The sequence below is a fragment of the Enterobacter sp. CPE_E1241 genome (genome assembly GCF_045618265.1).
In the GTDB taxonomy this organism is placed as follows: domain Bacteria; phylum Pseudomonadota; class Gammaproteobacteria; order Enterobacterales; family Enterobacteriaceae; genus Enterobacter; species Enterobacter adelaidei.
In genome coordinates this window covers 1,958,899-1,972,528 of the sequence record NZ_JBIWYV010000001.1, presented here as the reverse complement: position 1 = coordinate 1,972,528, position 13,630 = coordinate 1,958,899, and the positions used below count along the sequence as shown (strand labels likewise).

Below are 13,630 nucleotides of genomic sequence, written 5' to 3'. Positions count from 1 at the left end.
GAGGCCAAATATAATTCTGGAATTGTGATCGCTCGCGAAATTTATCTGTCATTTATGCCCTGTTTGAGGGCGAGACGCGTCAGAATGGTGCAAATATTGCACCACTGGCATTATCTGTCGCAGTTATTGGTCAATCCCCGTAACAGTTGACGCAAATTCTGCTACCATCCATGCACTATTCACCTTGCACTGGCAGCGACTATGAAATTTGTCTCTTTTAATATCAACGGCCTGCGTGCCCGTCCTCATCAGCTTGAAGCTATCGTTGAGCAACATCAGCCAGATGTGATCGGCCTGCAGGAGACAAAAGTTCACGACGACATGTTCCCCCTCGAAGAGGTGGCGAAACTCGGCTACAACGTCTTCTATCACGGACAGAAAGGCCACTATGGCGTTGCGCTGCTCACTAAAGCGCCACCGGTATCCGTCCGCCGCGGCTTCCCTGGCGATGGTGAAGAAGCACAGCGTCGCATTATCATGGCGGAAGTGCCTTCTGCACTCGGGAATATCACGGTCATTAACGGTTACTTCCCGCAGGGTGAGAGCCGTGACCACGAGACAAAATTCCCGGCCAAAGCAAAGTTCTACCAGGATCTGCAGGACTACCTGACCACCGAACTGAAAAAAGAGAATCCGGTGCTGATCATGGGCGATATGAATATCAGCCCGACGGATCTCGATATCGGTATTGGCGAAGACAACCGCAAGCGCTGGCTGCGTACCGGCAAATGCTCCTTCCTGCCGGAAGAGCGTGAGTGGATGGCGCGTCTGCTTGACTGGGGTCTGGTGGATACGTTCCGCAGTGCCAACCCGGAAACACAGGACCGCTTCTCCTGGTTTGACTACCGCTCAAAAGGCTTTGATGACAACCGTGGCCTGCGTATCGATCTGCTGCTGGCCAGCTCGCCGCTGGCAGAGCGCTGCATTGAAACCGGTATCGACTACGATATCCGCAGCATGGAAAAACCGTCCGATCACGCGCCGGTCTGGGCAAAATTCAAGCTGTAACCACGTGTGAACATTCGAAAAAGACTCTTCCTGTGCGCCCTTCTGGGCGCATTTATTCTGACATTTATCGCGCTTCCTCCGGGCACACTTTCCCTGGATGGAATTAAAACTCACCAGCAGGCGTTACTCTCTCATGTTGAACACGCGCCGCTACAAAGTGCGCTGATCTTTTTTGCGCTCTATGTGGTGGTTTCCGCCCTGTCGATACCCGGCGCGGCGATACTGACCCTGCTGGGTGGTGCGCTGTTTCCTCTGTGGGAAGGCACCATACTGGTCTCGTTTGCCTCAACGCTTGGTGCCACGCTGGCGATGCTCGCCAGCCGTTATCTGCTGCGCGACTGGGTCCAGCGGCGGTTTGCTCAGCAGATGAAAACGGTAAACGCCGGCATGGCGCATGACGGCGCGGGCTACCTTTTTGCTCTGCGTCTGATGCCGCTGTTCCCGTTTTTTCTGGTGAATTTGCTGATGGGTCTTACCCGCATTGGGCTACGTCGTTACTGGTGGGTCAGCCAGCTCGCCATGCTGCCCGCCACGGTTGTCTTTCTGAACGCCGGGCGCGAGCTGGGAAAAGTGTCAACGCTGCGCGATATTTTGTCGCCGGGTATGGTATTCGCCTTTACACTACTGGGGTTATTACCGCTGGTCACACGCCGGCTATTTACCCGTTATACCCCTTCGTCTAAAAAGTGAGGCATTATGCGCCGTGTGCGTTTTTGCACGTTTCTGACCAGCCTGCTGCTGGCAACCCCTTTGTATGCCGCAGACAGCTGGCAATCCATCCAACAACAAGCCAAAGGCCAGACGGTCTGGTTTAACGCCTGGGGCGGCGATCCGGCGTTAAACCGCTACCTTGAGTGGGTAAGCGGTGAGATGAAAACGCACTACGCCATTACCCTCAAAATTGTCCCACTGGCAGATGCCGCCGATGCGGTAAAACGTATTCAGACGGAAGCCAGCGCTGGACGTAAGACCAACGGATCAGTCGACCTGCTGTGGGTTAATGGCGAAAATTTCCGCACATTAAAAGAGGCTAACCTGCTGCAAACCGGATGGGCAGAGTTGCTACCAAACTGGCGCTATGTCGATCCCCGCAAACCCGTAACGGAAGATTTTGCTGTTCCCACTGACGGGGCGGAATCGCCGTGGGGCGGCGCGCAGCTGACCTTTATCTCACGCACAAAGAGCATGCCGACGCCGCCGGAGGATCCGCAGGCGTTGCTGGCTTACGCGCGGCAGTATCCGGGTAAAGTCAGCTATCCTCGCCCGCCCGATTTTACCGGGACGGCGTTTCTTGAGCAGTTGCTCCTGACACTTACCACACAGCCGGATGCGCTGCAAAAGGCACCCGATAACACCTTTGCCCAGGTAACAGCCCCGCTTTGGGATTACCTCGACAAACTCCACCCACTCCTGTGGCGCGAAGGCAAAGACTTTCCCCCTTCGCCAGCACGTATGGATGCCCTGCTTGCCAGCGGCAGTCTGAACCTGTCGCTGACCTTTAACCCGGCACATGCGCAACAAAAAGTCGCCAGTGGTGAACTGCCAGCCGACAGCTACAGCTTTGGTTTTCACACCGGGATGATCGGTAACGTCCATTTTGTCGCCATTCCGGCTAATGCCAGCGCGAGCGCAGGTGCGAAAGTGGTCGCCAATTTCCTGCTTTCACCGCAGGCGCAAATTCGCAAGGCTGACCCGGCTATCTGGGGAGACCCGAGCGTACTGGATGTAAAATTACTCCCCGAAGGTGAAGCGAAACAGTTGCAAGCCCACACGCCTGAAGGGCTACCGAAGATACTGGCTGAGCCGCAATCGGCCTGGGTTAACGCGCTGGAGCAGGAATGGCTGCGTCGTTACGGCACCCGTTGAGTTGGCTTGTCTGGCTGGCAATGGCGGCCATCTATCTGCCGATCCTGCCCGCTGGTGCGATGCTGCTCGCCCCGGCATTTTCGGTGACTCACTGGCAGTCGCTGCTTAACGACCCGCAACTGCCTCAGGCGACCGTCGCCACGCTGGTCTCAACGCTCATTGCGACGCTGGGTTCCTTGCTAATCGCCCTTTCCCTGCTGGCGCTTCTCTGGCCCGGCAAACGCTGGCGGCGTCTCAACACGCGCCTGCCGTGGCTGTTAGCCATTCCCCACGTGGCGTTCGCCACTAGCGCTCTACTGCTATTCGCGGAAGGTGGTCTTTTTTACCAGGTCTGTACCGTCTGTACACCTGTGCTGGACCGATACGGTGCAGGGCTGGGCCTGACGCTCTCCGTCAAAGAGAGTGCGTTTGTGCTGTGGGCTATTTACGCCGTACTGCCGGAAAAACGTCTTGCACAGCAAAAAGTTGTACTGCAAACCTTCGGTTATGGACGTTTTCAGATACTCAACTGGCTGCTCCTTCCGGCTATCGCCCCAGTCCTCGGGGCGGTGATGCTGGCCGTTCTTGCATGGTCAATTTCGGTCGTGGATGTGGCAATCGTTCTTGGGCCAGGCAACCCTCCCACGCTGGCCGTGCTGGCCTGGCAGTGGCTCAGCCAGGGCGACGCACAGCAACAAACAAAAGGGATGCTGCTATGCCTGCTCATCCTCCTGCTGTTGGCTGCACTTGCCGCGCTGGGTTACGGTGCCTGGAAGGCATGGCGTCGCACGCTTTCGGATCTGCCGGGGACGCGTCGCACGTCTCCTGTCCCACTGCCCGAGCGGTCGATAAGCAGGCTGTTACCCGCGTGCGGCGTACTTTGCGTAGCAGTACTGCTGATGCTGGCACAGCGGGACGAGATGGGCTCCCTGGGTACCAGCCTTTCCTTCGGCCTGCTTTCCAGCCTGATTGCCCTGGTCCTCATTTTTCTCTGGCTTGAATGGGGGCCGCAGCGAGGTACGTTGTGGGTGTGGTTACCCCTCGCCCTTCCGGCGCTACCGCTCGTCACCGGGCAATATTTTATTGCGTTGCGACTGGGTATCGACGGGCAGTATGTCGCCGTGCTCTGGAGCCATCTGCTGTGGGTGTTACCGTGGATGCTGCTGGTGCTGCAACCCGCCTGGCACAGGATCGATCCCCGGCTTATCCTTACCGCCAGAACGCTCGGCTGGCGACGGGTAAAAATCTTCTGCCTGCTGAAATGTCCCCTGCTGGTGCGCCCGGCTCTGCTGGCTTTTGCCACCGGTTTTTCCGTCAGTATGGCGCAATATATGCCAACGCTCTGGCTGGGCGCGGGCCGTTTCACCACGCTCACCACGGAGACCGTCGCACTCAGCAGCGGGGGCAGTATCCCGGTTCTGGCTAACCGGGCGCTGGGGTTATTGCTGGTCACGGGCATGGTGTTCGGCCTTGCCGCACTGCTATCACGGCTCGCAGGCCGCTATCGTCAGGGATTACGTTAATGCTGAAGGTAAAAGATCTCACTATCGAACCGCTTTTCCGCGAGGTCAATTTCTGTGTGCCTCGCGGAGAGATTGTCACCCTGATGGGACCATCTGGTAGTGGGAAATCGACCCTTTTTGCCTGGATGGTGGGCGCGCTGTCCGACGATTTCCAGGCCCAGGGCGAGTTATGGTTAGACGAGCGCCGCTGCGACAGGCTTCCTGTAGAATCCCGCGGGCTGGGTATTCTCTTTCAGGATGCCCTGCTGTTTGACCACTTCACTGTTGGTCAAAATTTGATGCTGGCATTACCCGAGCGGATTGTCGGACGCGCACGGCGGGATGCGGTCGAGCAGGCCCTGAGTTCCGCCGGGCTTAAAAACCACTACGCCAGCGATCCGGCGACTCTCTCCGGCGGGGAGCGTGCCAGGGTCAGTCTGCTGCGGGCACTGCTCGCTGAGCCGCAGGCGTTACTGCTCGATGAACCGTTCGGGCGCCTCGACAAAACGCTACGCGCGACGTTTCGGACATGGGTGTTTGACGTTGTCCGGGCACGCGGCATACCGGTTATTCTGGTCACGCATGATGAGGAAGACATTCCACCCAGCGGTGAAGTGATTGCGATTTCTCGCTGGCAATAATGTGCTAACGCAATGTTTTACATTTCGGGAGAGACGACAATGCCCCCCTCTTTTACTGACGTCAGGTTATACGATGAAACGTGTTTCTCAACTGACCGCGCTGGCTCTGTTTTGCAGCCTCGCTTCCCTTTCCTCTCTGGCGGCTGAAATGCCTGACACAATGACGCTGTCTCAACTTCAGGAACAGCACGGTGCGGTGATCGACACCCGTGCCAGCGCCTTTTATAACGGCTGGCCACAGTCGCTAAGCGGCACCTCCGGCCATGAACCTGCCGCGCTCAATCTTTCAGCCTCCTGGCTTGACGCAATGAGCGACGAGCAGATTGCTATCTGGGCAAAACAGCATCACCTTACGCCCGCAACCTCCCTCGCACTCTACGGCGGCGATAACACAAACCAGGCCGTGAAAGCCCGTCTGGAGAAAGCCGGATACACTCATGTTTCGCTTCTCAGCGATGCCCTGCAAACGCCTGCTCGTCTACAGCGCCTGCCTCACTTCGAGCAACTCGTCTACCCACAGTGGATCCACCAGCTCCAGCAGGGTAACCCCGTCACTGCCGCTCCGGCGGGGAACTGGAAAGTGATCGAAGCTGCCTGGGGTGCGCCGAAATTTTATCTGCTGAATCACATTCCCGGTGCGGGCTACATCGACACCAACGAAGTGGAAAGCGAGCCGCTGTGGAATAAAGTCTCTGACGACAAGCTGAAAGCGATGCTGGCAAAGCACGGTATCCGTCATGACACCACGGTCATTTTGTATGGCCGTGATGTGTATGCTGCCGCGCGCGTGGCGCAGATTATGCTGTATGCAGGTGTGAAGGATGTCCGTATTCTCGATGGTGGCTGGAAAGCGTGGTCAGATGCGGGTCTGCCCGTCGAACGCGGTATGCCTGCAGAGGTGAAACCTGCCGCTGATTTTGGTGCGCCGATCCCCGGTCAGCCGCAGCTGATGGTGGATATGGAGCAGGCGCGCGGGATGTTACATCGCAAGGATGCCTCGCTGGTCAGCATTCGCTCGTGGCCGGAGTTTATTGGCGAAACCAGCGGCTATAGCTACATCAAACCGAAAGGTGAAATTGCCGGTGCCCGCTGGGGTCATGGCGGAAGCGACGCCACTCACATGGAGGATTTCCATAACCCGGATGGCACCATGCGTAGCGCCGACGACATCGCCAGCATGTGGAAAAGCTGGAATATCCTGCCGGAACAGCATGTCGCATTTTACTGCGGTACCGGCTGGCGAGCCTCTGAGACCTTTATGTACGCCCGGGCGATGGGCTGGAAGAACGTCGCCGTCTATGACGGCGGCTGGTACGAATGGAGCAGCCACCCGCAAAACCCGGTCTCAACCGGCGAGCACGGGCCCGAGAGTTCCTTCTAAGAATTGAGTGACTTCAACGTCACATAACCGCTCCAGATGCGCGTTGTGGTGGTCAGCCAGCACAACGCGCCGAATACCCACGCGAAAAGCGTAAAGTGCGCCGGAAACAGGCAGCACAGTACAAACAGCGCAATGGTCTCTGTCCCTTCTGTTAAACCACCGATGTAATAAAACGATTTGTGCGCGTAGCCCGGGTTGTCGATATCGTGTTTCGCCGCCAGCGCGGCGAAGGCCAGAAAGCTGCTGCCGGTGCCGATAAAGGCGAACAGCAGCCAGGCGGCGGCCAGCGCATTCTCTTCGGGAGCTGCCAGTGCAAAGCCAAACGGCACCAGGGCATAGAACAGAAAATCGAGAGCGATATCGAGAAAGCCTCCAGAATCCGTCAGCCCTCTCCTCCGTGCCAGCGCGCCGTCCAGACCATCCAGCAGTCGGTTAAATACGATGGCGACAAGCGCGGCAAGATACCAACCGAGGGCCAGAAACGGTAGCGCCAGCACGCCCACGGTAAACCCGGCCACGGTTAATCCGTCGGGCGTAATACCGGGTTTATCCAGCCAGGCCGCCAGCCGGTTAAGGGCGGGCTTTACCCGTGGATGGATATGTCGATCAAGCATGCGGCTTTCCTTTTAGCGTGTCGCACAGTCCCTGCGCCGGGATATCGAGAGCGGCGTTGAAGCGGGCGGAGAGATTTTGAAACGCAACCAGTGCCGTCATTTCGGTAATCGTCTCATCGGTGAAAAGACGTTTGAGGTCGCGTTTGAGCGCCTCATCCACCTGCGGCGGCGTGGCGGTAACGGCCTCAGCGTAGGCCAGCGCCGCGCGCTCCTGCTCATTGAAAAGCGCGGAGTCACGCCAGTGGCTGACGGCCTGGACTTTATCCAGCGCGCCCACGCGTTCGGCAAGGCGCAGACTGTTGGCATCAATACAAAAAGCACAGTGGCATATCTGCGACACCCGCGTCATCAGCAGCGAGCGCAGCACGGGCGTCAGGCGTGCATGACGCCGTTCGAGGAAACCGACAAACAGCGCCACCAGCCAGAAAAGACGCGGCATACGCCCCCACCATCGCGTGGGGTTAAGCACGACACCGAAGTGTTTTTTCTGCATGGCGGCAATCGGTTTTAAACTCGCCGGAAGGGTTGAGATGGGCGCTACCCAGGTGGAGGTTTCTTTCACCTGATTCTCCTGATGACTGGACTCTGACAAAGGGCAAGATAATATGGTGGTTTTCGCTTTCAAGTATTGACGACCATGCTTAAAACAGTCGATGTCGTTGCGGCAATCATCGAAAAAGACCATAAAATTTTACTCGCGCAGCGCCCGGCACATGCTGACCAACCCGGTATGTGGGAATTCGCTGGTGGAAAAGTTGAAGCCGGAGAGACACAACCCGAGGCGCTTGTCCGTGAGTTGTGGGAGGAGCTCGGTATTCAGGCCCAGCCGGGGCAGTATGTGGCAAGCCATCAGCGGGAAGTTTCGCAGCGGTTAATCAACCTTCATGCCTGGCACGTTCCCGCGTTTAGCGGTGAGCTGACGGCGCATTACCACAGTGCGCTGGTGTGGTGTACGCCTGAAGAGGCGTTCGACTACGCCCTGGCCCCCGCGGATATTCCCCTGCTGGAAGCCTTTATTGTTTTACGCGACGCCAGACCAGCGGGTTCGTGCTGATCGTGCGCTCATCGCGCTGGCACTGCAACAGGACGCCATCCGCCTTCACCACAGCCCCTTCCGAATAGTTCTGATCCTGATAGATGCAGCACTGATTACAGGGCTGGGCACTTTGCCCGCTGGAGCTAAAGACCTCCGGCGGCACATTCACCTGAACATCCGGGCGAATACGGTCAGCCTGAGCGCCTGCGGTAAACATCAAACATAACGCGGTCATCACGTAACGGTTCATAGACTTGCCTTCCTGTTGTGTTCTGTTAACAACTATAACGGTTAACCGAAGCAGAACCTTTAATTTATCTCGTCATCGCTTTTTGTTATGACGCGCTGCGTATGATTAATTTCCCTTTCCGCATAATTTCTGCTTGCCTGACAAAGCGGTGCGGGTGGTATAGTCAAAAAAACAACACAAATCGCATAAGCAATAGTCATAAAATACCATAAGGGGTTCTTATATCTATGGATCAGACACGTTCTCTGGAAAGTTTCCTTACCCATGTTCAACAGCGCGACCCGCATCAGAGTGAGTTTGCGCAGGCCGTACGTGAAGTGATGACCACTCTGTGGCCCTTCCTTGAAGAAAACCCGCGTTATCGTCAGATGTCTCTGCTTGAGCGCCTCGTAGAGCCGGAGCGCGTGATCCAGTTCCGCGTGACCTGGGTGGATGACCGCAATCAGGTCCAGGTCAACCGCGCGTGGCGCGTGCAGTTCAACTCCGCCATCGGCCCGTTCAAAGGTGGGATGCGCTTCCATCCTTCGGTGAACCTGTCGATCCTGAAATTCCTTGGTTTTGAGCAGACGTTTAAAAATGCCCTAACCACCCTGCCAATGGGCGGAGGTAAAGGCGGAAGTGATTTCGACCCGAAAGGCAAAAGCGAAGGCGAAGTGATGCGTTTCTGTCAGGCGCTGATGACCGAACTCTATCGCCATCTTGGTCCGGACACCGACGTCCCGGCGGGGGATATCGGCGTGGGTGGCCGTGAAGTGGGCTTTATGGCCGGAATGATGAAAAAACTCTCCAACAACAGCGCCTGCGTCTTTACCGGCAAAGGTCTGTCGTTTGGCGGAAGTCTGATCCGCCCGGAAGCGACCGGGTACGGCCTGGTTTACTTCACTGAAGCCATGCTCAAGCGTCACGGCTTAGGCTTCGAAGGCATGCGCGTCGCGGTATCGGGCTCCGGCAACGTGGCGCAGTACGCGATTGAGAAAGCAATGCAGTTTGGCGCTCGCGTGGTGACCGCCTCTGACTCCGGCGGTACGGTGGTGGATGAAGCGGGCTTTACGGCTGAGAAGCTGGCGCGCCTGTGTGAGATCAAAGCCAGCCGCGACGGGCGCGTGGCGGACTATGCCCGGGAATTTGGCCTGACCTGGCTGGAAGGCAAGCAGCCGTGGGGCGTGCCGGTGGATATCGCCCTGCCGTGTGCCACGCAAAACGAACTGGACGTCGACGCCGCACGCACGCTGATTAGCAACGGCGTGAAGGCGGTGGCTGAAGGCGCGAATATGCCGACCACCATCGAAGCGACCGATCTGTTCCTGGAAGCAGGCGTGCTGTTTGCACCGGGTAAAGCGGCGAACGCGGGCGGCGTGGCGACATCAGGCCTTGAGATGGCGCAAAACGCCGCACGTCTCGGCTGGAAAGCAGAGAAAGTGGATGCGCGTCTGCACCATATCATGCTGGATATTCACCATGCGTGTGTGGAGTACGGCGGTGAGGCATCGCAAACCAACTACGTGCGCGGCGCGAATATTGCCGGATTCGTTAAGGTGGCGGATGCAATGATTGGGCAGGGTGTGATTTAAGTTTTTCGCCGGGTGGCGGCTACGCCTTACCCGGCCTATAAACTCATGCCGCGCTCTTCTTCTTTTTAAAGGGTTTCTTCGCGCCAGCACCTGGCGCAACCATCCCTCGGAACCGCTTCACCGGCGTGCTGCGCGCCTGATCGATCAGCTGATAAAGCGTCCCCACCAGCGGCTGCATAAAGTCCTGATAGCGGCACTGCTTTTCGCTGATTTGCGTCAGCACGGACTCCCAGTGCGCCGTCATGTCTGGCCTTGCCGCCAGCTCAGGCAGCGAATGAATCAGTGCGCGTCCGGGCTCCGTTGAATGGATGTAACGCCCTTTTTTCTCCAGAAAACCGCGCTTAAACAACAGTTCTATAATACCTGCACGCGTTGCTTCGGTACCCAATCCGTCGGTTGCTCGCAGGATCTTCTTCAGATCTTTATCCTGCACAAAACGGGCTATTCCCGTCATGGCTGAAAGCAGCGTCGCATCCGTGAAATGGCGTGGCGGCTGGGTTTGACGTTCAACCACTTCGCCCTTCTCACACAGCAGTTCGTCATCTTTGGCGACGACAGGCAGCGGCGTGCCGTCGTTCTCTTCATCACGCTCTTTGTTCCCCAACAGCGTACGCCAGCCTGCTTCTGCAAGGAAACGCGCTTTGGCGACAAACTTGCCTTTGGCAATCTCCAGCTCAATAACGCACTTGCGGAACACCGCGTCCGGGCAGAACTGCATCAGGTACTGACGGGCAATCAGGTTATAAACCTTCGCTTCGTTATCGGTCAGATTGACGTTGCTGGCGCGCGCCGTCGGGATAATCGCATGGTGAGCATCCACCTTTTTATCGTCCCAGCAGCGGTTATGGGTATCCGGGTTCACCGCCGGTTGCGGCAGCAGATCCGGCGCGTGGACGCTAATGGCGTTCATCACCGCATGACGTCCGGCAAAGTGCTCTTCCGGCAGATAACGGCTATCCGAACGCGGATAAGTGATCAGCTTGTGGGTTTCGTAGAGCTTCTGGCAGATGTCCAGTACGTTCTGTGCGCTGAGACCAAAGCGTTTCGCGGCCTCAATCTGCAGGGCTGATAGCGAGAACGGCAACGGTGCCGGTTCTGATTCCCGTTTATCGTTATAGCTGGTAACGATAGCCGGCTGACCTGTAATGCGGTTAACCACATGATCCGCCAGCGGACGGTGCAGCAGTCGCCCCTCTTCGTCCTGATACGATTCACAGGCATCACTCGGCTGCCAGACAGCGGTAAAGCGTTCGTCTTTAGGCGTGACGATATGCGCTTTCACTTCAAAGAAATCTTTGGCGACAAAGTTCTCAATCTCCTCGTCGCGACGCACAACAAGCCCCAACACCGGCGTTTGCACACGGCCCACAGAGAGCACGCCCTGATAACCCGCGTTACGCCCAAGAATGGTATACGCACGGGTCATGTTAATCCCGTACAGCCAGTCCGCACGGGCGCGGGCCAGCGCGGAGACGCACAGTGGGATAAACTCGCTGTTGGCGCGCAGACGGGAGATCGCTCGTTCAACGGCCTGCGGGTTGAGGTCGTTAATCAGGCAGCGCTGCACCTGCTGACGCTTTTCCGGTGCCAGTTCCAGATAGTCCAGCACTTCATCGACCAACAGTTGCCCTTCTCTGTCCGGGTCACCCGCGTGGACGATTTCAGTGGCCTCATGCAGGAAGCGCTTGATCACGTTGAGCTGTTTGGTGACCGAAGGCCGGGGTTGCAGGCGCCATTTCTCTGGCACAATGGGCAGATCGTTCAGATTCCAGCGGGCATAGCGGCTGTCGTAGACATCCGGCTGCGCCTGCTCAAGCAGGTGACCAATACACCAGGTGACCACCTGCCCGTTGCCACATTCGATAAAGCCATCGCCTTTGCGATGCGGTTTAGGCAGCACATCGGCGATGGCTCGCGCCAGACTCGGCTTTTCGGCAATAAACAACCGCATCGAATTAACGGATCTCGATCATCGGTCGGCCACCGCGCGCGGTCACCAGCTCACCGATCGCCGTCAGGGTAATACCAAATTCGGCAGCAGTGGCCTGTACCTCTGCTTCGGATTCCGGTGTGACCGCCAGCAGCAGGCCGCCAGAGGTTTGCGGATCGCACAGCAGGTTACGCCATTCTTCAGGCATCTCGCCCATCAAATGACCATAGCTGGCGAAGTTGCGCTGGGTACCGCCCGGGACCGCGCCCTGAGCAATATACTCTTCCACGCCAGGCAGCTTCGGCACATCCTGATACCAAACCTGCGCCTGCACGCCCGCACCCTGACAGACCTCGGAAAGATGTCCCAACAGACCAAAGCCGGTCACGTCGGTCATCGCCTTCACGCCGTCAATATTGGCGAAAGCCGCACCGGCGAGGTTCATCTGGCACATGACTTCCGTTGCCAGCCCTTTGTGCTCCGGTTTGAGCAGGGATTTTTTCTCAGCGGTAGTGAGTACGCCAATGCCCAGCGGCTTGGTAAGGAACAGTTTGCAGCCTGCCTGCGCAGTGCTGTTGCGCTTCACGCGTTCAGTAGGAACCACGCCAGTGACGGCGAGGCCAAAAATAGGCTCAGGCGCATCAATCGAGTGACCGCCGGCCAGCGCAATCCCCGCCTGCTGGCAGGCAAAACGCCCACCCTCGATCACCTCGCGGGCAACTTCCGGCGGGATGGTGTTGATCGGCCAGCCCAGAATAGCAATCGCCATAATCGGCTTACCGCCCATGGCGAAAATATCGCTGATGGCGTTGGTGGCCGCAATGCGCCCAAAATCGAACGGATTGTCGACAATCGGCATAAAGAAGTCGGTGGTACTGATAATGCTGGTGCCGTTACCTAAGTCATAAACTGCAGCATCGTCGCGCGTTTCATTGCCGACAAGCAGGTTCGGGTCGACAAACTTCGCCTGTTCACTGTGCAGAATGGTCTCCAGCACTTTCGGGGAAATTTTACAACCGCAACCGGCTCCGTGGCTGTACTGCGTTAAACGAATGGTTTGCTCGCTCATGGACGTCTCCTGTCATCTCAATCGCGCTATGGTAGCGCTCATTCCATAAAGAGGTAAGTATGACTGTCTGAATTCTGCGGCAGATGCTCAGAATCCAGACAGTTTAGCGTGCGTTATCAGAAACGGCTGACGAAAGGCGTGGTGTCCGGCACGCTGATGGTGCTGGAGGCTTTAAGCTGTGGAGTGCCGAGGTAGAGGAAACCGACAATTTTGTCATGCTCACCGCAATCAAAACCGTCACGAACCACCGGGCTTTCGGTTAATGCACCGGTGCGCCAGATACCGTTAAACCCTTGCGCGACGGCAGCCATTTGCATCGCCATCACCGCACAGCCTGCGGACATTTCCTGTTCCCAGACCGGCACTTTATGGTCTGGCTGGCATTTTGCCACGACGGCGATGATCATCGGTGCGCGGAACGGGGCGCTGCGCGCCTTGTCGATACCTTTCTCATCCTGTCCGGCGGCAATCGCGCCCTGCTCCAGCAGCTGACTGAAACGATCGCGGCCTTCGCCTTCAATCACAAAGAAGTGCCACGGATGCAGCGTGCCATGATCCGGGGCACGCATGCCGGCACGCAGAATGTTCTCCAGCTGCTCGCCTGCCGGGGCAGGTTCGGCCAGACGGGAAGCGCTACGGCGGTTAACAAGCAGTTCGAGTGCGTCCATTGGTTAACTCCTTTCTTGAAATTTACTCACAAAATTAACACGACGGCAGATTTTGTTACAGCCTGGCAGGCGATTCCTGCTGACAAGTGGCGGTTGGGTCATTACGATAACCCAA

General features: G+C 57.3%; 14 protein-coding genes. 8 read left to right on the top strand and 6 right to left on the bottom strand.

Annotated elements, in window-relative coordinates:
- Window positions 1-201 precede the first annotated feature (201 nt).
- The 6 genes from xthA to ACJ9Y9_RS09575 all read left to right on the top strand — a co-directional run bounded on the left by xthA (window position 202) and on the right by ACJ9Y9_RS09575 (window position 6,377).
- On the top strand, window positions 202-1,008 hold the full coding sequence (gene xthA / locus ACJ9Y9_RS09600; RefSeq protein ID WP_032666813.1) for an exodeoxyribonuclease III: 807 nt from the start codon (window positions 202-204) through the stop codon (window positions 1,006-1,008).
- A 6-nt stretch (window positions 1,009-1,014) separates the two neighbouring features.
- Complete coding sequence (locus ACJ9Y9_RS09595; RefSeq protein ID WP_028017199.1) at window positions 1,015-1,698, top strand: TVP38/TMEM64 family protein; 684 nt, start codon at window positions 1,015-1,017, stop codon at window positions 1,696-1,698.
- Between the two features lie 6 nt (window positions 1,699-1,704).
- The gene (locus ACJ9Y9_RS09590) at window positions 1,705-2,874 is read left to right on the top strand and encodes an ABC transporter substrate-binding protein (RefSeq protein WP_032666812.1); all 1,170 of its coding nucleotides are present in this window, start codon (window positions 1,705-1,707) and stop codon (window positions 2,872-2,874) included.
- Window positions 2,847-4,376, top strand: a complete 1,530-nt coding sequence (locus ACJ9Y9_RS09585; RefSeq protein WP_028017197.1) for a thiamine ABC transporter permease — start codon at window positions 2,847-2,849, stop codon at window positions 4,374-4,376. The genes ACJ9Y9_RS09590 and ACJ9Y9_RS09585 overlap by 28 nt, the downstream gene beginning before the upstream one ends.
- Complete coding sequence (locus ACJ9Y9_RS09580) at window positions 4,376-4,996, top strand: ATP-binding cassette domain-containing protein (protein ID WP_028017196.1); 621 nt, start codon at window positions 4,376-4,378, stop codon at window positions 4,994-4,996. The genes ACJ9Y9_RS09585 and ACJ9Y9_RS09580 overlap by 1 nt, the downstream gene beginning before the upstream one ends.
- A 73-nt stretch (window positions 4,997-5,069) precedes the next feature.
- Window positions 5,070-6,377, top strand: a complete 1,308-nt coding sequence (locus ACJ9Y9_RS09575; RefSeq protein WP_028017195.1) for a sulfurtransferase — start codon at window positions 5,070-5,072, stop codon at window positions 6,375-6,377.
- Here the strand turns inward: ACJ9Y9_RS09575 and ACJ9Y9_RS09570 are convergent.
- Window positions 6,374-6,991 (bottom strand): CDP-alcohol phosphatidyltransferase family protein, encoded by a 618-nt coding sequence (locus ACJ9Y9_RS09570; protein WP_028017194.1) that lies wholly within the window; start codon window positions 6,989-6,991, stop codon window positions 6,374-6,376. The genes ACJ9Y9_RS09575 and ACJ9Y9_RS09570 overlap by 4 nt on opposite strands.
- Window positions 6,984-7,553 (bottom strand): carboxymuconolactone decarboxylase family protein, encoded by a 570-nt coding sequence (locus ACJ9Y9_RS09565; RefSeq protein ID WP_028017193.1) that lies wholly within the window; start codon window positions 7,551-7,553, stop codon window positions 6,984-6,986. Before ACJ9Y9_RS09565 ends, ACJ9Y9_RS09570 begins: the two co-directional genes overlap by 8 nt.
- A gap of 75 nt (window positions 7,554-7,628) precedes the next feature.
- Here ACJ9Y9_RS09565 and ACJ9Y9_RS09560 point away from each other — a divergent pair, with 75 nt between their 5' ends.
- A complete protein-coding gene (locus tag ACJ9Y9_RS09560) occupies window positions 7,629-8,045 on the top strand; it encodes a pyrimidine (deoxy)nucleoside triphosphate diphosphatase (protein WP_028017192.1) in 417 nt (138 codons plus the stop codon).
- Here ACJ9Y9_RS09560 and ACJ9Y9_RS09555 read toward each other — a convergent pair.
- Window positions 8,005-8,277, bottom strand: a complete 273-nt coding sequence (locus ACJ9Y9_RS09555) for a YnjH family protein (protein WP_028017191.1) — start codon at window positions 8,275-8,277, stop codon at window positions 8,005-8,007. The genes ACJ9Y9_RS09560 and ACJ9Y9_RS09555 overlap by 41 nt on opposite strands.
- Before the next feature lie 227 nt (window positions 8,278-8,504).
- On the opposite strand from ACJ9Y9_RS09555, the gene gdhA reads away from it, so the two are divergent.
- Window positions 8,505-9,848 carry an NADP-specific glutamate dehydrogenase gene (gene gdhA, locus ACJ9Y9_RS09550; protein ID WP_028017190.1) on the top strand — a complete coding sequence of 448 codons (1,344 nt, stop codon included), beginning with the start codon at window positions 8,505-8,507 and terminating at the stop codon, window positions 9,846-9,848.
- A gap of 43 nt (window positions 9,849-9,891) precedes the next feature.
- Here gdhA and ACJ9Y9_RS09545 read toward each other — a convergent pair whose 3' ends face one another.
- The 3 genes from ACJ9Y9_RS09545 to ACJ9Y9_RS09535 all read right to left on the bottom strand — a co-directional run bounded on the left by ACJ9Y9_RS09545 (window position 9,892) and on the right by ACJ9Y9_RS09535 (window position 13,515).
- Window positions 9,892-11,799 (bottom strand): DNA topoisomerase III, encoded by a 1,908-nt coding sequence (locus ACJ9Y9_RS09545; RefSeq protein WP_028017189.1) that lies wholly within the window; start codon window positions 11,797-11,799, stop codon window positions 9,892-9,894.
- A gap of 4 nt (window positions 11,800-11,803) precedes the next feature.
- On the bottom strand, window positions 11,804-12,847 hold the full coding sequence (selD, locus tag ACJ9Y9_RS09540) for a selenide, water dikinase SelD (protein WP_028017188.1): 1,044 nt from the start codon (window positions 12,845-12,847) through the stop codon (window positions 11,804-11,806).
- A gap of 116 nt (window positions 12,848-12,963) precedes the next feature.
- The gene (locus ACJ9Y9_RS09535) at window positions 12,964-13,515 is read right to left on the bottom strand and encodes an NAD(P)H nitroreductase (RefSeq protein ID WP_028017187.1); all 552 of its coding nucleotides are present in this window, start codon (window positions 13,513-13,515) and stop codon (window positions 12,964-12,966) included.
- Between the last annotated feature and the right edge of the window lie 115 nt (window positions 13,516-13,630).

Bases quoted from the DNA above. Each gene is read 5' to 3' on its own strand.
- ACJ9Y9_RS09580 (WP_028017196.1), top strand. From the start codon at position 4,376: ATGCTGAAGGTAAAAGATCTCACTATCGAACCGCTTTTCCGCGAGGTC.
- ACJ9Y9_RS09570 (WP_028017194.1), bottom strand. From the start codon at position 6,991: ATGCTTGATCGACATATCCATCCACGGGTAAAGCCCGCCCTTAACCGG.
- ACJ9Y9_RS09590 (WP_032666812.1), top strand. From the start codon at position 1,705: ATGCGCCGTGTGCGTTTTTGCACGTTTCTGACCAGCCTGCTGCTGGCA.
- ACJ9Y9_RS09555 (WP_028017191.1), bottom strand. From the start codon at position 8,277: ATGAACCGTTACGTGATGACCGCGTTATGTTTGATGTTTACCGCAGGC.
- xthA (WP_032666813.1), top strand. From the start codon at position 202: ATGAAATTTGTCTCTTTTAATATCAACGGCCTGCGTGCCCGTCCTCAT.
- gdhA (WP_028017190.1), top strand. From the start codon at position 8,505: ATGGATCAGACACGTTCTCTGGAAAGTTTCCTTACCCATGTTCAACAG.
- selD (WP_028017188.1), bottom strand. From the start codon at position 12,847: ATGAGCGAGCAAACCATTCGTTTAACGCAGTACAGCCACGGAGCCGGT.
- ACJ9Y9_RS09575 (WP_028017195.1), top strand. From the start codon at position 5,070: ATGAAACGTGTTTCTCAACTGACCGCGCTGGCTCTGTTTTGCAGCCTC.
- ACJ9Y9_RS09560 (WP_028017192.1), top strand. From the start codon at position 7,629: ATGCTTAAAACAGTCGATGTCGTTGCGGCAATCATCGAAAAAGACCAT.
- ACJ9Y9_RS09585 (WP_028017197.1), top strand. From the start codon at position 2,847: ATGGCTGCGTCGTTACGGCACCCGTTGAGTTGGCTTGTCTGGCTGGCA.
- ACJ9Y9_RS09535 (WP_028017187.1), bottom strand. From the start codon at position 13,515: ATGGACGCACTCGAACTGCTTGTTAACCGCCGTAGCGCTTCCCGTCTG.
- ACJ9Y9_RS09545 (WP_028017189.1), bottom strand. From the start codon at position 11,799: ATGCGGTTGTTTATTGCCGAAAAGCCGAGTCTGGCGCGAGCCATCGCC.